The organism is Elusimicrobiaceae bacterium (assembly GCA_028700325.1).
Taxonomy (GTDB): Bacteria; Elusimicrobiota; Elusimicrobia; order Elusimicrobiales; family Elusimicrobiaceae; genus JAQVSV01.
The window spans coordinates 13810-32585 of sequence record JAQVSV010000017.1 but is presented as its reverse complement, the minus strand read 5'-3'; the positions used below and the strand labels follow the sequence as shown (position 1 = coordinate 32585).

Sequence of the window (18776 nt, the reverse complement as noted above, 5' to 3'; positions counted from 1 at the left end):
TTCAGGCTCGACGAAAATTCGGTGAATGTCAAGGCGAAAAGCTATGAAGGCATGGGCGATATCGGCCACGGCGACGCGATCGCCTGCCAGGCGATCGCCACGGCGGAAGTCGGATGAAATGCGCCGTTGCCGTTCTGTTTGCCGCGACGCTTGCCTGCGCGTGCGCGCAAGGCGTCAGGACCGGCTCCGGGCGGACGCTCGCCGCGCCGGACGACGGACCGCTTTCCAAAAGCGCCGCGGCGGTCGTTTCGTCGGCGACGTTCATGCTGGGCCGCGCGCCCGGGCAGGGCGAGATCAACCGGTTTTACCGCGCGCTTGAAACCGCGCAGGCCGCGGTGATCGAAAAGGCTGGCGGGCCGGAGCATTTGCCGGAGGGGTTTTCCTACGCCGTCACTCCGGCGGGCGCGGTGAACCCGTTTTCCAGCGTCGAGGTTGACTGTCTGCTCAGCCGGGAGGCCGCCGCTGATTTCAGCGCGCGGTTCTGCCGCCAGTTCATAGAGCTTCTGCTGCCGCAGTATCCGGCGGCGGGGTACGCAAAGCCATGAGGATATACAATACGCTTGCCAGAGCCAAGCAGGAATTTAAGCCGCTGAACAAAGGCGCGGTTTCGCTTTACACCTGCGGCCCGACGGTCTACAATTACGCGCATATCGGCAACATGCGCACTTATATCTTCGAGGATCTGCTCAAGCGCGCGCTGGTTCTTGAGGGTTTCAAGGTGTCGCATGTGATGAATATTACCGACGTGGGGCATCTCCAGTCCGACGCCGACAGCGGCGAGGATAAAATGGAGCGCGGCGCCGCGCGCGAGGGCAAAACGGCCTGGGAGATAGCGGAGTTTTACACGAAGGCGTTTTTTGATGATTTTCACGCGCTCAACTGCGTGGATCCGACCAGAATCTGCCGGGCCACCGAGCATATCGAGGCGATGATCCGGCTGGTCAAAACGCTGGATGAAAAAGGGTTCGCCTACCGCATTTCCGACGGGCTGTATTTTGACACGTCGAAGTTTCCGGCTTACGGCGCGCTGGCGGGCAAAGCGCATATCGAAGGCCTGCGTTCGGGCGCGCGGGTGGAATTTAACGGGGAGAAACGCAATCCGTCGGATTTCGCGCTGTGGAAGTTTTCCCCGGCTGGCAAAAAGCGGCAGATGGAGTGGCCGTCGCCGTGGGGAACCGGGTTTCCCGGCTGGCATATAGAGTGTTCGGCCATGGCCATGCAGTATCTTGGCGAAACGCTGGATATGCATTGCGGCGGCGTGGACCATATCGCCGTGCATCATACCAACGAAATCGCCCAGAGCGAGGCCGCCACGGGCAAGCCTTATGTGCGGTATTGGGTGCACGGGGAGTTTCTGGTAACGAAAGATTCGGAGAAGATGGCGAAATCGTCCGGCGAATTCCTGACGGTTCCGGTGCTGGCGAAGAAAGGCTACAGCCCGCTTGATTACCGGTATCTGTGTCTGGGCGCGCATTATAAAACCCAGCTGGTGTTTTCGTGGGATGCGCTGGATTTTGCCAGAAAAAGCCTGTCGAACCTGCGCGCCCTGATTCACGCCGCGCAGGAGAAAAGCCGGGCGGCCGGAGTTGCGGGCGCGGGCAATCAGGGCTGGCCGGCTGATCATGCCGTCCGCTTCGGAGCCGCTGTTGCCGACGATCTTAATCTGCCGAAAGCCGTGGCGGTTATGTGGGAAGCGGCGAAGGATAAAACGCTGCCGCCGGACCAGTTGTTGGCGTTCGCAGCGCACGCGGATTCGGTGCTGGGACTTGATCTGCTTGCGCCGGAGCATAAGCCGGCGGACGGCGGACAGGCTCCGCCAGAAATCATGGAGCTTATTGAAGCGCGCAACGCGGCCCGGCGCGAAAAAAATTTCGCCAGGGCGGACGAACTGCGCAAGGCGCTGCTTGAAAAAGGCGTGACTCTCAGGGACAGGCCTGACGGCACGACCGGGTGGAATATCGTCTAGCCTGAAATCCGCCCGCAAATACCGTGCCCGGTCAGCAAAACAGCGGCATGGCGCACAGACCTTGGCGCGGCCGGAGAAATTTCAGCGCGCCAGCAGCAATCGCCGGCGCGGAGTTATAACCCCATTCCTTTTATGAAAGCCGTGTCGTTGGCGGGGCGGCCAAGGAATTTTTCCACCTGCACCACTTCGTCTTCCGATCGGCCGGGCGCGAGTATGAGATCACGGAACTTCCTGCCGGTTTGCGGCGAGAACACGCCCGTGCGCTTGAATTCGCCGAAAATATCGGCCGCGATGACCGCCGCCCACAGGTATCCGTAATAGCCGGCGTCGTAGCCGCCCATGAGGTGGCCGAAACCGGCCTGCGGGTGGGTGCCCGGCGTCATCGGGATAAGCGAGATTTTCTTCATCAACTGTTCATACAGCGCGGTGGTGTCGGTTGTTTCCGCGAGATGGTATTTCATGTCGAGCAGACTGAAAAACAGCTGCCGCAGGCGGGTCAGGCCGGCGTCGCTGTTTTTATGCGCGACGAGGCGGTCGAGCTCGGAATCCGGCAGTTTCGCGGCCGGATCCTTGTAATGCGAGGAAATGGCTTTCAGCACCGCAGGCTCCCACGCCCACTCCTCCAGCGTCATCGAAGGAACCTCTACGAAATCGCGAGCCACCGCGGTGCCGGAGAACCGGCCGAACCGCGCGGTTGTAAACAGCGTATGGATAACGTGGCCGAACTCGTGAAACAGGGTCTGCACGTCGTCATGCGTGAGCAGAGAGGGCGCGTTCGGCGCGGGTTTCGGAAAATTCGCCACAATCGCGGCGCATGGTTTCTGATACTGGCCGCCGGGCAGCGCGCGGCCGTCGCGCAGGGCGAAGCAGGCGGCGTGCTTGTATTTGCCGTCGCGCGGATAAAGGTCGAGATAAAAACAGCCCGTCAGCGCGCCGGATTTTTTCTCGCGCAGTTCATAGGCCTGCACGTCCGGGTGCCAGACGGGCAGCTCCGCGCGCCTGAATTCCGCCTCGAACAGGTTCTCGCACAGCGACAGCAGGCCCTGCGTCACCGCCTGAACCGGAAAGTATTCCTTTATTTTCGCGTGATCCACATGGCAGCAGGTTTTTTTGATTTTATTGTTCCAGTAACGCCACTCCCATGCCGCCATCGAGCCGCCCTGCCCGGTTTCGTTGTTTTTAAGCAGTTTCATTTCGCGCAGTTCGTCCTGCGCTTTGCCGCGCAGTTTGTCGCGCAGGTTGTCAAGAAAGAGTTCCACCGTCTGCGGAGTTTTTGCCATGCGGTCTTCAAGCATGAAATGCGCGTGCGAGCGGTAGCCCAGTTTGACCGCGATCTGATGCCGCAGCCGCAGCGTTTTTTCCAGCAGCGCCACATTGTCCTGCGCGCAGCGGTTGTTGAATTTGAATTCCAGTTCGCGGCGCGCCTCGGCATCGTCGGCATCGTCCATGAAGGGCAGGTAGTCCGGATAATCCAGCGAAATGAAGCGGGTTCCGTCGGGCCGGCGCTCAAGCCCGTCAGTATAGGTTTCGGGAAGTCCCCCGAGGCGGTCTGCGGGGAGGGTTATGCCGTCTTTTACCGCGGCGAGGTTTTTTGTGAACTGTATCTGAAATGCGGCGAGTTCTTTTCTGAGGGCTTTCACGTTCTCAAGATCCTGATCCGCAAGCTGCAGGCCGCCGCGCTTGAAATCCAGCATCATCTGGTCGAGCAGGCGGCGTTCATCGGGCTGCAGGGTGGGCTTGGAGCCGGCGTACTGGCAAAGCGCCGCGTAGATATCGCGGCGGGCGGAAACCTCTATGCCGAACCGGCTGGTTTCCAGCTGAAATGCGGCGGCCGCGTCCCGCACGGCCGGATCGGGCGAGAAATAGGCGAGCGCGCCGGGCACGGCTATGGCGTCGCTATAATCCGCGCCGGCGTTTTCCAGCGCGAGAACGGTGTTTTCGAAAGTGCGGGTTCCCGCCGCGACGGCGGCAATCTTCGCCAGCTGTTTTTCATATTCGGCGCGCGCGGCTTCGCCTGTTTCCCGGATTGAGGTGGGTGTATAGTCGAAATTCAAAAAGGTATTTCCGGCCATTGCTGGATCTCCTTGGCGAAGCGTTCGGCGCGCCGGTCGGCTGCGGCCCGCCAAGACAATTCTATTAATCAAATTCCTCTTATGGCAATAGGCTTGTTCCGGCCTGAAAAAATTGAGGGGTTGACAACGAGCGTTTTCCGGGTATACTATCGTGGGTCGGCTATAACGGACCCGCGAACATGCGGGCTTGCAAAAGACCTCTTTAGGGTCGCCGACTCGCGAATTTTGTCAGAGTGGCGGGAGTGCGGTTAGGCGTGCTGTCAGTGCGGCTGTTGCGGTCAGGACAGTTTGCGCGCCCCTCTTCAGCGAGGGCCGCCGGTTGGCGGCCGGTTGTCATGAGCGGATTGATTTGCGGGGGGTTGGGAGGGAGTAGCTTAACCGGTTGAGTGCAGAAACGGAAGGGTTTGGGCGAAGCTGTTGCAAGGCTGTTTGCGTCAGTATGGAAGGAGCAGTTCTTTGAAATGTTGACGGTCGTCCGCCGGTGTTGCCGGGAATCGCGGCTCCCTGGGGAGCGGGTTCCGTTCTGGGCCCGGTTTTGACCGTGACATATCGGGGTTTCCGTAGTCTTGGGCGCGCCATCTGGCGTTTTAGCCGGACCGCCCTGGAACAGGGTTCGGAACTCCTAGCAGGCGGGGCGTGGTGCCTCGTAACGGCCGGTCCGGCCGGTTTAGAGGCGAGTGAGGGGAAGTTGGTTGTAGAGCCCGGCAGGTGCGCGGTCCCGCGGGCTGTGTGGAGGGTGCAGTACCCCGCCGTGAGCAGGCATGGAGGTGTTAGGTGGGTAGTTACTAGAGGACCCGTTGCCTTAATGGCGCGGGTCCCTTTTTTGGGCCCAACGGCCCATGCGTTGCCTGTTATTATTTTATAAACTTCCTAAAAGTGAAAGCCATGCACAGCTTTGAAACGCAGAGTCATGTGACACGGACGGGTATTGCGCGAGCGGCGAATGTTCTGTTTGCGTGTTTTTTGTTTTATACGGGTGTCGCGGTTGCCGGGCCCGCCGGTGACGGCTTTGAAAAAGCGGATAAACCGCTGGCCGTTAATGAAGCCGGGATAGCCGCTTCGGACGCGGTGCTGGTTTCCGTGAGGGGCCTTAATTTCGGCGAGATTGGCTACGGTGTCGAACTCAAGCACATACGGGCGGCGCTGTATTATCTGGCCGGAAAGGATTTGGGTGTTATCCAGCAGGAGGGTCTTGAGCGGTATCTGGAGTTTTTGAAGCAGACCGATCCTTATGTTGTTGAGAAACCGTTATATTTTCCGCCTGATTATCTGACGGAATTTTTAAAAGCGCGGCTGCCGGAAACAGGCCGGAAATACGAGCTTGTGCCGTTTGACTGGAGCCGTGACTGGGATCAGAGTTTCAGCCAGGCGCGGATGCTTTCCGGCTGGATGGAGCAGGTGTATGCTGTCGCCGCAAAGCATAACAAGCCGGTTTATGTGCTGGCGCACAGCTGGGGATCGGTGCTGATGCACTGCGTTCTTAACCGGCTGGCCGCCCGGCATTCGCCGGTGCGGGTGGAAAAATTCATCACGATGGGTTCTCCGCTGGCGCCGGGGCCGTTCTGGATGCGTGCGGCTGTTGATATCGGCCTGATAAAGGAACTGTTTCCTCTGAAAGCGCGCAAGCCGGGCAATGTGGGCCGCTGGATAAACCTGTGGGCGCTGCGGGACCGTGTTTCAAGCGACATAGCCGCCGCCGACCTGAACATACGGGTGGACGCCACCGCCGATCCCGCCCGGGCGGCGCTGCGCAAAATAATAGATTCCAGACTGCGCGGCCAATTCGCCGGGAAGGAAGCCGGCGGGAAATTTGAGGAATATGACGCCGAAGGAATGGCGGGCATATCGAAAGAGGAATTCGCCGCACGCATGCTGGCCGGCGAGCAGGCGGATCGGGAAAAGCTCGGCGATTACACGCAGGCGCGGCGGGAATTGCAGAAACTCAATTCCACTTCCGTCTGGCACGGGGCGTATTTTTCAGGCGTGCAGATTAACCTGAAAACTCTTGATTCGGTGTACGTCAACGATGTTGTGCGCGAGTATATGCTTCCGTTGCTGAAGTGACTGTGCGGAAAACGGTTTGTATTTTTGAGGTCATATTGCGGAGGTCGGTTATGCGAAGAGCGTTTGTTGTCGCAGCGCTGCTGTTATTTTGTCCCGGCGGTTTCGCGGGCACGCTCGGGGTGGATGTGCTGGCGGTAACGTCCGGTACGTTTAAGCTGAACGAGGCGGAGATAGCCGGTTCGGACGCGGTGCTGCTGTCCGTGCGCGGACTGAGTTTTATCCGGTTCGGCTACGGTATCGAGCTCAGGCACATCAAGGGCGCCGTTGACTACCTTTCCGGCCATAAAAACGATATCTCCAACATGAAAGGGTTTGAGCAGTTCATGTCGGTGCTGCGCCAGGCGGATCCTTATTCCTATGCGGAGCCGCTGTATATCCCGGACAGCTATCTGGGCGATTTTCTGAAAGTCAGGATGCCGGAAACCGGCAGAAAATTCGCCATCGTGCCGCTGGACTGGAACCGCGACGCGGACGACAGCCGCCGCCAGTGCGAACTGATTGAACAGTGGACGGAAAAGGCTTATGACATGGCGGCCAGATACCACAAGCCTGTTTACATAGTGGCGCACAGCTGGGGTTCGGTGCTGATGCATTCGGCGCTTAACCGGCTGGCGGAAAAAAACTCGCCTGTGCGGATTGAAAAATGGGTGACGATGGGTTCGCCTCTGCGGCCCAGTTTTTTCTGGATGAAAGTGGGAACTGAAATAGGTCTTGTCAAATCGGGACTGGAATTAAAGGTGCACAAGCCGGCCAACGTTAAATACTGGGTTAATCTATGGGCGCTGCGCGACCGCATTTCCAACGCGATACCGGCGGCTGATGCCAATATAAGGGTGGACGAGGACGCTGACCGCTATCGTTCCGCGCTGCGTAAAATCATAGACTCGCGGCGCCGGGCGAAACACGCTGCGGCAAAACCCGGCAGGGCGGCTTCGGCCCGGTACGACGGTGAAACCATGCTGGGCATTTCAAGCGAGGAGTTTAACGCCCGGATGGACGGCGAGGCCGAAAACGACAAGGATATGCCGTCCGGCTACCGGCAGGCCAGAAGCGATCTGAAACTGCTTAATTCCACCGTTGTCTGGCACGGTTCTTATTTTTCGGGTGTTGTGGTCAATTTCAAATCCATGAACAAAAGCTACCGCAATGATGTTGTGCGGAAGTATTTTCTGCCGCAGTTCAGATAGGCGGCAGGCGCAGCGCGGTTTTTAAAGCCGGTTCCGCAAAATAAGCGGAACCGGCTTTCGTTTGGCGGTTTTGCGGGGTGCAAAGATTCTCCATATTGTTATAGAATAATAAGAGAGTGCGGCCAAGGAGCGGTTATGCCAGAAGAAACCGATAAAACTACAGGCAGATATGTGTACGACAAAAAAACCGGAAAAGTGGTGAAAATATCGGACGAAATAACTTCGGTTACCCGGTCCGACTCGCCTTCCTGCCCGCATGGCGGCTGTTGCGGCGGTTCCTGTCCGCACGGCGGGCATTGACGGGCTGTTTCCCTGGTAAAATGAGCCTGCCCGGTAAATGCGGCGGGAATCTTCCGTTCGAAGCGTCTGTCGGCCAGCTTTTGCGCCGCGCGGCGGGCGGTACGGCCAGACTGTCGGTGCGGCATGCTCTGGCGGTAAGCCTGCCGCTTGTGCTGTTTTATACCGCCGTGTTCAGCGGCGCTGGCTGGCTGTTGTGGCATTACGGCTCGTGTTATGTTCATGCGCGGGCGGTTTTGAAAACATTGGCGGGCGCAGGCATTGTGGCGGGTTACCTGCTGGCGGGCGCCGCGCTTGGCACGGTGGACGCTGCGGTTTCCGCCGCTAACGCGCTGATCGGCGTTGTTGAAGCGGCGGTGCGCGTCGCGTTGAAAGCGGCGCTGAAAGCCGTGGAAGACCAGCTGGCGAAACTGAGCGGGCTGTGTGCGCCCGCCGCGGTGACGGGCGCCGTACGCAGCGGGGTGGCGCGCGCTGAACTCGAAGTTGCGGGCCCGGCTCCCGGCGCCATGTATAAAACGCTTGTCCGTGCTTTGTTCGGAATCATACGCCCGGTGCTGAGCAAGCGCGCTTTGGCTGCGGTTAAAAGCGGAGGCTGCCGCGCTGCGGTTATTGCGGGCGACCGTGTCGTGTTATTTCTTTCAGTCATGGCGGGTATCAGGCTGCGGCTTATGGCGGTGCGGCTTGCGGTAAGGTTCGCGGCGCTGGTTCTGCTGGCGGCGACAATCCTGCTCATACGGTTTGCACTATAGTATAATCTGAGTGGAAAATACGCGGCGTATGCCGCGCCGGACGGATATGAAAAAGGCTATTTTAATCATTTTCGCGGTTCTTGCGTCCGCGCCGCTGGCGGAGGCGGGCCAAAGCGCGGGCGCACGCGCAAGGCTTGCCGTTTTAAACGCGGCGATTAAAAAAAATCCGGCTGACGCCGCCGCGCTTTCCGGCCGGGCGGAATTGCAGCTGGAGCTGGGCGAAACCGCCAAAGCCGAGGCTGATTTCCAGCGCGCGCTTGACGCGGAGCCCGATGGCGCCGCCGCGCTGGCGGGACTGGGCCAGACGCGGATGCGGCAGGGCCGCATTGATGAGGCGATTTCCTTTTTTACCAAAGCGGTCAACCGGTCTGCCGCGACGGCACGGTATTATTTTTTGCGCGCGGGGGCTTATGCCGCGCTGGGGAATTATCAGCGCGCCGTCAAAAACGCCGGCGAAGCTGTTGCGCTGGCGCCGGGCATGGGTTCCTATCTGCACTGGCGCGGGATATATTACGCCAGAAGCGGGGAGTACGCAAAAGCGGTGAAGGACTATACCGCCGCGATTGAATTGGACAAAACCGATCCGATTACCCGCAATGACCGGGCCTACGCGTACTTAAGGCTCGGCAAATGGACCGAGGCTTTTAATGACGCCCGGGCCGCGCTGCGGCTGGAGAAGAATTTCCCGGCCGCGTATCTTAATATCGCCGGGTACTGGTGGGCAGGCCGGAAAAACAGCAGGAAAGCGCTTGAGAACGTGGCGGGCGCGCTGCGCGTCGGGCTGCGCGACACTGCGGATTTGTATGATGAAAACGGGGCAGGTTATTTTTTGCGCGGGCTTAACAGCACTGCGGGTTTTGAGGCGTTTGTTGCCCGGTCCCGCAGGCCGTAAGGTGCTGGTGCCCGTATTATTGGCGGCCGCTTCGCTGGCGTGCGGCTGCGCTGGCGCATCGCCAAAAAGCGTGCCACAGCAGGCGAACGAACTGTACCTGCGCGGCAAGCAGGAGTTTGCCGGCAACCGGTTCGACAAAGCCGAAAAATATTTTACGCAAGCTATCGAGCTGATGCCGATTCATGCCGTGACCTATAACGACCGGGGCCTGGCTTTGTACCAGCAGGGTAAATACAAACAGGCGGTCGCGGATTTTGACAAGGCTCTCGCGCTTGACCCGGACAATCCCGGATATCTCTCAAACCGCGGGCTCGGCCTGCATTCGCTGGGCAATAACGCCGCTGCGCTGGCCGATCTTGATCGCGCCCTTAAGATTTCCCCGCAGGATCCTGCGGCCTATTACAACCGGGGCATAATCAATTATGACGCCGGCAATTATAAAGCCGCGCTGATGGATTTCGATCAGACGCTGGTGCTTAAAGGCAAGGGAACCGCCGTGGAGTTTTATTACCGCGGCAGCGCGGCCGCTAAAATGGGGCTGACGGAGCAGGCTTATTCCGATCTCGACACCGCGCTCCGGCTGGCTCCCGGCTACGCTGACGCCTATCGCGCGCGCGGCGATCTGGCGTTTTCAAAAGAGGCCTATTCCGCCGCGCTGGACGATTATAATGCCGCCGCCCGGTTTCAGCCGTACAATCCCGGCATTTACAAAGGGATCGGCAATGTGTATCAGGCGCAGGGCCAGCCGCAGCAGGCGCTGAACAGTTACCGGCGGTCAATAGAACTGGCGCCGGGCCAGCCGGAAGTGTTCGCGCGGATTGGCGAAATGTATCGGCAGCTGAAGATGTATCCGCAGGCGCTGGCGAACTACGCTCAGGCGATCAGGAACGCGCCGTCCGGCATGACCTATTACCTGGGCCGCGGAGTGGTTTACGCCGAGTCCGGCGATCTGGACAGCGCGCTGGCGGATTTTTCCTCGGCTGTCAGGCTGGAGCCGGCCAGTCCGCTGCCCTATGTCACCCGCGCGGAAGTAAGAGCCCGCAGGGGCGAATTCAATCAGGCGGAGAAAGACGTGTCGGTCGCGCTCGCCAAAGGCGGAAAAACCGCCGATGTATATGCGGTGCGCGCGGCGGTTTTTGCGGGTTTGAAAAAGTATGACAAGGCCGCAGCAGACTATGAACAGGCTGTCCGGCTGGCTCCGCTTATGGTGGAATACCGGGTGGAACTGGCCAAGGTCTATGCCGGACTCGGCAGATACAAACAGGCCGCGGAAACCTACAGCAAGGCGATAGATCTGCGCCGCGTTGATTATGTGACCTACATTGAACGGGGCCTGCTGTTTCTGCGGCTTGAGCGGGGAAAAGAGGCCCGGCAGGATTTTGTGAAGGCGTTTGAAATGGCGCCGACCGATCCGCAGACCTCGGTCGCGCTGGCCTGTTACTACTGGCATTATGTGAAGGATACCGCCGCCGCACTTGAATATGCGGAACAGGCGCTGCGGCTGGGCCTTAAGGACGCGAATGTTTTTTATGACAACGCGCGGTTCGGCTATTTCCTGCGCAGGTTTACCATAGAAGCCGGATTCAAGGATCTGCTCAAAAAATACGGAGTGTAAAACATGTTCGCCAGGCATTTCACGGAATTCAGGGAATTCACAAGCGCGGACGGCTGCGCCCTGCGCGAGATTTTCAACCCCGCCGCGGATCCGGCGTTCAAGCTCGGATACAGCCTTGCGCACGCCGCGCTTCAAGCCGGGTCGGCTTCACTGCCGCACCGGCTGGACAGGAGCGAAGTCTATTACATAATCGCCGGGTCCGGCGTTATGCATATTGATGCGGAAAGCCGCGCCGTCACGCCCGGCGCCACGGTTTACATTCCGCCGGGCGCGGTGCAGTATATCGAAAACGCGGGCGAAGAGGAACTTGAATTTGTCTGCATGGTTGACCCCGGCTGGACGCCGGAGTGCGATAAACTCGTCTGAAACCCGTCCGGCCCGGCATGCTGTAATCCCGTTCGGGTTTTATGATAAGATGAGTTGAAAGCGGCGGTTTTGCGGTCTTAAATACGGTTTTCAGACAGTATTTTATCAAGGAGGAGTTACATATGAACGGAAGGCCAGTTATCCCCGCGCCGGTGAACGAGCCGGTGCACGGCTATGCGCCGGCGAGCGACGAGAAGCAGGCGCTGAAGCAGGAACTGCACCGGCAGATGGAAAGCAAGCTCGACATTCCCGTTATTATAGGCGGCAGGGAAATCCGCACCAGCAAGACGGAACACTGCGTTTGTCCGCATGATCACCGCCATATTCTGGGCACCTATCACCGCGCCGGCGCGAAAGAAGTGGAGCTGGCGATAAAAGCCGCGCTGGGCGCGCGGCAGGCGTGGGCCGCCATGCCTTTTGAATCGCGCGCGGCGATTTTCTTAAAGGCCGCCGATCTGCTGAGCGGGCCTTACCGCGCGGTGATGAATGCGGCTACGATGCTCTGTCAGTCGAAAAACCCGTTTCAGGCCGAGATAGACTGCGTGTGCGAACTGGCGGATTTCTGGCGGTTCAACGTGCATTACGCGCAGGAGATTTACGCGCAGCAGCCGCCGGTTTCGCCGCGCGGCGTCTGGAACTATGTGGAGCAGCGTCCGCTGGAAGGTTTTGTGTTTGCGGTCACTCCCTTCAATTTCACTTCCATCGCGGGCAATCTGCCCACCGCGCCCGCGATCATGGGCAATGTGGTGCTGTGGAAACCGGCGTCCTCGGCGGTTTATTCGGCGTACCACGTCATGAAAATTCTGAAGGAGGCCGGCTTGCCGGACGGCGTGATCAACATGGTGCCCGGCTCCGGCGCGGAAGTGGGCGATCCCGTTTTGGAAAGCGAGCATCTCGCCGGCATCCACTTCACCGGCAGCACGAAAGTGTTTCAGCAGATGTGGTCCACGGTCGGCAGGAATATCTCCAGATACCGTACCTATCCGCGTCTGGTGGGCGAAACCGGCGGCAAGGATTACATTTTCGCGCATCCTTCGGCCGACGCGCGGGCCGTGGCTGTCGCCATAGTGCGCGGCGCGTTTGAATACCAGGGCCAGAAATGTTCGGCCGCCAGCCGCGCCTATATTCCGAAATCGCTCTGGGCGGCGGTGCGCGGGCAGGTCGAGATAATGGCCAACTCCATAGCGGTAGGCGATATCATGGATTTCCGCAATTATGTCAACGCGGTGATAGATAAAAACGCCTTCAGGACGATCAAGGGTTATATTGACCATGCCGCGAAATCCAAAGACGCCGAAATCATCGTCGGCGGCAAATGCGACGACAGTGTGGGCTATTTCGTCTATCCCACCGTCATACTGGCAAAAACACCGGATTTCAAAACCATGGTGGAGGAGATTTTCGGGCCGGTAATCACCGTCTATGTGTATGACGACCGTAAACTTGAGGAAACACTCGCGCTGTGCGACAGCTCGTCAGCATACGGCCTGACCGGCGCGATTTTCGCGCGCGAACGCGCCGCCATCGTTCAGATGAGCCGCGCGCTGGAAAATTCAGCCGGTAATTTTTACATCAACGATAAGCCCACCGGCGCGGTGGTGGGCCAGCAGCCGTTTGGCGGGGCGCGCGCGTCCGGCACGAACGACAAGGCCGGCAGCATGCTCAATCTGCTGCGCTGGACAAGCCCGCGCGCGGTCAAGGAAACCTTTGTGCCCGCGCTGGATTACACTTATCCGTTCATGGACGAAGAATAACGCCTTGGGTTTGGCGGAAAAAGCGCGGAGCCACGGCTCCGCGCTTTTTTCCGCCAGTTTCCGTCCGGGTCTTTCGGGGAGGCGACCGGGAGGGTTTATATAGGTCCAAAGCACCTGGTTTTTATTCATTTTCCTGCTATAGTATAATCGGAGAGGAGTTGTTATGCTTACCGGCGGAAACGGAAAGATTTGTTTTAAAATGCTGGCGGCGGCGTTGCCGCTGGCGGTTTTCGGCTGCGCCGGGGGGCTGGTATCGGCTTTGCAGCAGTCGGGCGGTCAGGTTGCGGAGGCGGCTGGCGTGCTGCCGGCCGCGCGGGCCGGAACCAGCGGTAGCGGCGAAGAGTTTTCGTTTTATCCCAGGCCGGCGCGTCATAAGCGGCCCCGCAAGGATATGGCGGCCGTTATAATGCTGCAGGGGTTTCACTGGGAGTCGCACCAGACCGCGCCGTGGTGGAACGTGCTGGCCGCCCGCGCTCAGGAGATCGGCCGTGCCGGGTTTGATATGGTATGGCTTCCGCCGTCGGGTCAGTCGGCGAGTGACGAGGGCTACATGCCGGTCCAGTATTATAACCAGAACTCGCTGTACGGAACCGAGGCGCAGCTGAAAGCGGCGATTGCCGCGCTGCATTCCAATAATGTGCTGGCTATCGGCGATATGGTTATCAATCACCGGGTCGGTTCGACCAACTGGGCGGATTTCACCAATCCGCAATGGGGGCCTGACGCCGTCTGTTCTGACGACGAATGGCCCGGCGCGAAAGGGGCCAAAGATTCCGGCGACGGGTTTAACGCCGCCCGCGATATAGACCATTCCAAAGAATATGTCCGCAAGAGCATCGTGAAATGGATGCTATGGCTGCGCGATTCTATCGGGTATGACGGCTGGCGTTATGATTACGCCAAGGGCTACTCCGGCAAATATCTTGCTTATTACAGCGATGCCACCAGCCCGGCGTTCGGAGTGGGTGAAATATGGACCGATCTGGACGTGAATAATCCTGACGCTAACCGCCAGCGCATCTGCGACTGGATGGATTCGGCGGGCGGCCGGTCTTCCGCGTTTGATTTCACCACCAAGGGCCTGCTCCAATACGCGGTTACCACCGGTGAATACGGGCGGCTGCGGGACAATGCCGGCAAACCCGCCGGCCTGCTCGGCTGGTGGCCCGCCAAAACCGTGACGTTTGTGGATAACCACGATACCGGCTCTTCGCCCGGCGGCGGGCAGAGCCACTGGCCGTTTCCGGCCCAGCACGTCATGCAGGGCTACGCCTATATTCTGACCCATCCGGGTGTTCCATGCGTTTACTGGCCCCATTATTTCGACTGGGACATGAAGGACGAAATAAACAGACTTATAAAACTGCGTCGCGCGCAGGCGATAAACGCGGTCAGTCCGGTGCGTATTCTTAAAGCCGAAACCAATCTGTACGCCGCTTTGATCGGCAATAATACGGTTGTAAAAATCGGCCCGGCGGACTGGCTGCCCGGGCCGGACTGGAAACTGGCTGTTTCCGGCAGAAACTATGCCGTGTGGGTCAGATAGCGCGGCAAATCCGTGATCCGGCAAGTTTCCCCGGCTGCGTTTTTTGGGCTGTCAGCGATAATTACGGTTTGCCCGCCGGTTCCGGGGTTTGTGAACGGAATTGGAAAACGCTGCCGCATAAACGGTATTTGAAAAAAGCCGCCCTTGACGGGGCGGCTTTTTTCACGAGCCGGTCAATTTCCCGGAACGCATTATTTCCGGCAGCTGATTGCGCAGTCAACAACAGCGTGGCAGATTGCGGAGTGCGCCGTTTCCACCACTCCGTAAATTCTGGACGGAACGTAAAAGTTCAGATTGCCCATTTTCCGCAGCGGATTGTCCGGCCCGAAACCCGAGCAGGTGACCAGCAGGCAGCCTTTTTCCAGTGCGGTCTGGGCGGCGTTTATGATGTTGGCGGATTTGCCGGAGCTGCTGATCGCCACCACCATGTCGCCGGATTCGGCGAAACTTTCCACCGGCGTTGAGAAGACATGCTCGTAGCCCAGATCGTTTGCCAGGCAGGTAAGCAGGGACGGGTCGTTAAAACACTGTGATTTTATGCCGCCGTTTTTCCACAAATCCACCGACATGTGGCTTGCAATGGACGCGCTGCCCCCGTTGCCTATATAAATCACCTTGCGGCCAGCTTCGGCGCATTTGCGCGCCGCGTCGTGGAAAGCGGTCACTCCGGCGTTCAACGGTATCTGGCGGCCTTCCTGTGTGCAGGCCGCCTCTTTAATGGCGGCCGCTACGGCACTGAAAAATTCCGCGGCGCAATCGTTCATAAGCTCTCCCTCTTGTCTGGATTTAAAATATTCCGGTATGCGGTTTCATAGGCGGCAATCATCGCCGGCATCGCCAGCCTTTGCCGGGCCGCTTCCGCGGCGGCTTGCCCGAGCCGGGCGCGCAGCGGCGCGTCGTTATAAAGCGCGAGCAGTTTATCGGCCAGATCCTGCGGGTCGGCAGGCCGCGCGACAAGGATTTCCGCATTGGGCCGGGCGGCTTCCAGCACGCCGTCTACGCCGGAGGCAAGGCAGGGTCTGCCCATGCTCATCGCTTCCAGAAGCGAGTTCGGCACGCCTTCCCACAGCGACGGCAGCGCAAAAATATCTGCCGCGTTCAGCCAGGGCCGGATGTGTTGCTGCTCGCCGGCCAGCCTTACGCAGCCATCCAGTTCCAGCGCGGCTATAAGTTTGAACAGGCGTTTTTCAAGCGGGCCGGCCCCGGCGATAACGGTTTTAAGGCGCGGTGTTTTCCGCCGGATGCGGGCGAGCGCGGTTAAAAGGTATTCGTAGCCTTTCTGGGTGTCGAGCCGGCCGCTTGAGAAAAGCAGCAGTTCGCCGTCTTTTATGTCGGCCCGGAACCGTGCCTCGGCGCGTTCGGGTTCGCCGGGCTGCCAGAATTCGGAGTCCACTCCGTTGCGGATGGTGATAACTTTGGCGGAATTGTAGCCCTGTCCGGTTATGAGAAATTCGCGGCTGGAGTCCGATTCGCTGATCACCAGATCGTCTTTGGCGCAGGTCATGCGATCATACAGCCGGATCAGCGGGCTGCGCGTGCGGTAGTTGACGCGCGGCGAGGCGATCAGCTTGAAATCCGGCGTTTTGGCCGCGCGCGCGAACTGGATGGCGCGGTACAGAAAAGCGTGCACGATATCGGGCCGGGTTGCCCGTATCGCTTCGCGCACCGCGGCGAAATCGCCGGGCGCGGGGAAATAGCCCATATCAAGGCTCTGCACCGGCACGCCAAGCGCGCGGATGCTGTCGGCTACGGGGCCGGGCGGTTTTAGGCTTATCACCCGGGCCGGTTCAAATGAGCCGCGGTCCAGCCGCGCAAGCAGGCTGCGCAGCGTGTTTTCCGCGCCGCCGCGCGTTGTGGAGGTGATAAGGTAAAGTATTTTCATTTGCATGCGGCGCGGGGGCCGCGGTGAAGCGGCCCCCGCGCGCGAAGATGCGTTCAGCTGGCGTAAAATTCTTTTATCGCCGCGGCTACGGTGTTTACCTGTTCGTCGGTCAGTTCCGGGAACATCGGCAGCGACAGCACTTCGGCGGTCAGCTTTTCCGTGTTCGGATAGTCCTCGGCCTTAAAACCGAGATTTTTGTAAACCGGCTGTTTGTAAAGCGGCATCGGATAATAGATCGCGTTGCCGATTTTGTTGGCGGCCAGAAACTTCGCCAGTTCGTCGCGCCGGGGCGCTTTGATCGTGTAAACGTAATATGACTGGCTTGAGCCTTCGCCCGGATCGGGCGGAGTGGTGACCGGCAGGCCGGCCAGCGCTTTGTCATACATGGCGGCCACTACTTTGCGCCGCGCAGTCCAGTCCTTGAGATGTTTGAGCTTCACGCGCAGAATGGCGGCCTGCACGTCGTCCATGCGCAGGGTGGAGCCTTCGCAGCCGTATTCGTACGCGCTGTCGGGCTTGCGACCGCAGTGGCGCAGGCTGCGCGCGGCGGCGGCGATCGCGGGATCGCTGGTGACTACGGCCCCCCCGTCTCCGCACGCGCCGAGGTTCTTGCTGGGGTAGAAGCTGAACGCGCCCGCATGGCCGATGGCGCCGGTCATTCTGTTTTTGTATTCTGCGAGATGCGACTGGGCGCAGTCCTCGATCACTTTCAGCCCGTGTTTTTTTGCGAGCGCCATGATTTTATCCATGTCGGCGGGATAGCCGTAGATGTGGACCGGCAGGATCGCTTTCGTTTTTTTTGTGATGTGTTTTTCAACACTTGCCGGATCGAGATTGCCCGTCACGGGATCCACGTCGGCGAACGAAAACTCCGCGCCGGTCAGCGAGATTGAGGACGTGGTCGCGATAAAAGTGAAGGGCGAGGTGATGACATGATCGCCTTTGCCTATGCCGCACGAGCCCAGCGCGATCTGAATGGCCGACGCGCCGGACGAGCAGGCGATGCAGTCCTTTACTCCGATCAGCGCCGCGAATTCTTTCTCGAACCCTTCGGTTTCCGGGCCGAGTATCCAGTGCATCGAGTCGAGCGCGCGGATGGCGGCTTCATTAAGCTCGGCCCGCAGGGAGGAGTGCTGTTTGTTAAGATTGAACAGCGGGATGGGATTGGTGTTTGTCATTACGTTCTCCGTTTCGTGAGGCTATTTTACGCAAAAGCCGTAAGCAGCAGAAAATAAACCAGCATCAGCGCGCCGCCGAGCGGCAGGCCGATTTTCGCCCATTCGCGGCTTTTGATGCCGAGTTTGGCCGCGCTGATTATATTGGGTATGTTGCCGGGGATAAGCATGCCGCCCGACACCAGAAGCCCCAGCAGGATGTACTCGATTTTATGGGCCGTCATGGAAGGCGTTATTTCGGACGCGGCGAGCGTCGCGTTGTCGAGCGCGGCGGAAATGGAGTTGAGCCAGAACAGCTGCCAGTCCGGGATCGCCGCGATCACGGCTTCCGCCAGCGCTTTCAAGCCCGCGCCCAAAAACAGTAACGCCATAACGAACAGATACACTTTGCCCGCGCGCAGCAGAATGGTTTTCACCGATTCGGTTTCGGAGATGTGCAGGCTGTCGCGCAGGGACACTTTGTGGCCTTTATGCCGGGTCGCCAGGAAAGCCATGAGCAGAATGCCCGGCACAACCCATTCCCACAGCATTTTCAGCAGAAAGAAGAAATCCGCATTGTGCGGGGGGCCTTTCAGTTTTGCCACCACCACCGTAGACAGCGGTTCTCCAAGCGGGGTGAGCGCCGCGCCCAGCCCTATGGCGAAACAGGCGTAGACGACGAATTTTATCTCGTACTCCCGGTCGAGGTTAAGCGCGCTCACGATTTCCGCCAGTATCAGCGCCGCTATTATCGCGGTGATCAGGCTTGACAGCAGGCCCAGCGTGACGATGATGATGAAAGCCGACAGTTCCAGCCCCAGCCGGCCGGTCATTTTTTTCGTGAAATGGGCTATGCGGCGGTGATAATGCCGGAACAGCAGGCCTACGAATAAAACCGTCAGGGAGATGCCGAGCGGCTCGCGCAAGGCTTCTTTTACCAGATGCCAGTCCCAGGCACCAGCAAAACTGACCGCCGTGACTCCCATCAGGAACAGGAAGGCTTCCAGTTCCTCTTCCACTTTCTTTACGGAAAACGGAAGAACGAGCACCAGCGCCATTATCACTCCGAGCCCGGCTACTGTAGTCATTCCGCCGTTGACTGAAGAAAAATCCATATAAATATTTTAACATATAAAAACATTGCAAGTCCCGGCGGCCGGTTTTCGGGGCACGGTTCCATTTGGAACGCGCGGGTAATATTTATATAATACCTTGTAATGCGCCGGAGGCCG

Annotated in this window: 16 protein-coding genes; 11 read left to right on the top strand and 5 right to left on the bottom strand. The window is 59.0% G+C overall.

Annotation, left to right across the window (positions count from 1 at the left end):
* Window positions 1-113: 113 nt before the first annotated feature.
* The gene (locus PHW69_03930) at window positions 114-545 is read left to right on the top strand and encodes a hypothetical protein (protein MDD4004335.1); all 432 of its coding nucleotides are present in this window, start codon (window positions 114-116) and stop codon (window positions 543-545) included.
* Window positions 542-1966, top strand: coding sequence for a cysteine--tRNA ligase (cysS, locus tag PHW69_03925; protein MDD4004334.1), 1425 nt, complete (start codon window positions 542-544; stop codon window positions 1964-1966). The genes PHW69_03930 and cysS overlap by 4 nt, the downstream gene beginning before the upstream one ends.
* A gap of 113 nt (window positions 1967-2079) precedes the next feature.
* Here the strand turns inward: cysS and PHW69_03920 are convergent, their stop codons facing one another.
* A complete protein-coding gene (locus tag PHW69_03920) occupies window positions 2080-4038 on the bottom strand; it encodes a Zn-dependent oligopeptidase (GenBank protein MDD4004333.1) in 1959 nt (652 codons plus the stop codon).
* A 912-nt stretch (window positions 4039-4950) separates the two neighbouring features.
* Here PHW69_03920 and PHW69_03915 point away from each other — a divergent pair.
* From PHW69_03915 to PHW69_03875, 9 genes are all read left to right on the top strand, one after another.
* Window positions 4951-6102 (top strand): alpha/beta hydrolase, encoded by a 1152-nt coding sequence (locus PHW69_03915; protein MDD4004332.1) that lies wholly within the window; start codon window positions 4951-4953, stop codon window positions 6100-6102.
* A gap of 50 nt (window positions 6103-6152) precedes the next feature.
* On the top strand, window positions 6153-7289 hold the full coding sequence (locus PHW69_03910; protein ID MDD4004331.1) for a hypothetical protein: 1137 nt from the start codon (window positions 6153-6155) through the stop codon (window positions 7287-7289).
* Between the two features lie 135 nt (window positions 7290-7424).
* A complete protein-coding gene (locus PHW69_03905) occupies window positions 7425-7589 on the top strand; it encodes a hypothetical protein (GenBank protein ID MDD4004330.1) in 165 nt (54 codons plus the stop codon).
* A 20-nt stretch (window positions 7590-7609) separates the two neighbouring features.
* Window positions 7610-8335: a hypothetical protein gene (locus PHW69_03900; protein MDD4004329.1), complete on the top strand. Its 726-nt coding sequence runs from the start codon at window positions 7610-7612 to the stop codon at window positions 8333-8335.
* Between the two features lie 46 nt (window positions 8336-8381).
* Entirely contained in the window at window positions 8382-9227 is an 846-nt protein-coding gene (locus PHW69_03895) for a tetratricopeptide repeat protein (GenBank protein ID MDD4004328.1), read from the top strand.
* A 1-nt stretch (window position 9228) separates the two neighbouring features.
* Window positions 9229-10842: a tetratricopeptide repeat protein gene (locus PHW69_03890; GenBank protein MDD4004327.1), complete on the top strand. Its 1614-nt coding sequence runs from the start codon at window positions 9229-9231 to the stop codon at window positions 10840-10842.
* A gap of 3 nt (window positions 10843-10845) precedes the next feature.
* The gene (locus tag PHW69_03885; GenBank protein MDD4004326.1) at window positions 10846-11208 is read left to right on the top strand and encodes a cupin domain-containing protein; all 363 of its coding nucleotides are present in this window, start codon (window positions 10846-10848) and stop codon (window positions 11206-11208) included.
* Window positions 11209-11330: 122 nt separating this feature from the next.
* Complete coding sequence (gene pruA, locus PHW69_03880) at window positions 11331-12962, top strand: L-glutamate gamma-semialdehyde dehydrogenase (GenBank protein MDD4004325.1); 1632 nt, start codon at window positions 11331-11333, stop codon at window positions 12960-12962.
* Between the two features lie 163 nt (window positions 12963-13125).
* The gene (locus PHW69_03875) at window positions 13126-14508 is read left to right on the top strand and encodes an alpha-amylase C-terminal beta-sheet domain-containing protein (GenBank protein ID MDD4004324.1); all 1383 of its coding nucleotides are present in this window, start codon (window positions 13126-13128) and stop codon (window positions 14506-14508) included.
* Window positions 14509-14699: 191 nt separating this feature from the next.
* On the opposite strand, the gene PHW69_03870 is transcribed toward PHW69_03875, so the two are convergent.
* The 4 genes from PHW69_03870 to PHW69_03855 are packed head-to-tail and all read right to left on the bottom strand — an operon-like array spanning window position 14700 to window position 18659.
* Window positions 14700-15272, bottom strand: a complete 573-nt coding sequence (locus PHW69_03870; protein ID MDD4004323.1) for an SIS domain-containing protein — start codon at window positions 15270-15272, stop codon at window positions 14700-14702.
* Complete coding sequence (locus tag PHW69_03865) at window positions 15269-16390, bottom strand: glycosyltransferase (GenBank protein ID MDD4004322.1); 1122 nt, start codon at window positions 16388-16390, stop codon at window positions 15269-15271. The genes PHW69_03870 and PHW69_03865 overlap by 4 nt, the downstream gene beginning before the upstream one ends.
* A gap of 53 nt (window positions 16391-16443) precedes the next feature.
* Window positions 16444-17568 (bottom strand): DegT/DnrJ/EryC1/StrS family aminotransferase, encoded by a 1125-nt coding sequence (locus tag PHW69_03860; GenBank protein MDD4004321.1) that lies wholly within the window; start codon window positions 17566-17568, stop codon window positions 16444-16446.
* 26 nt (window positions 17569-17594) lie between these two features.
* The gene (locus tag PHW69_03855) at window positions 17595-18659 is read right to left on the bottom strand and encodes a DUF1646 family protein (protein ID MDD4004320.1); all 1065 of its coding nucleotides are present in this window, start codon (window positions 18657-18659) and stop codon (window positions 17595-17597) included.
* Between the last annotated feature and the right edge of the window lie 117 nt (window positions 18660-18776).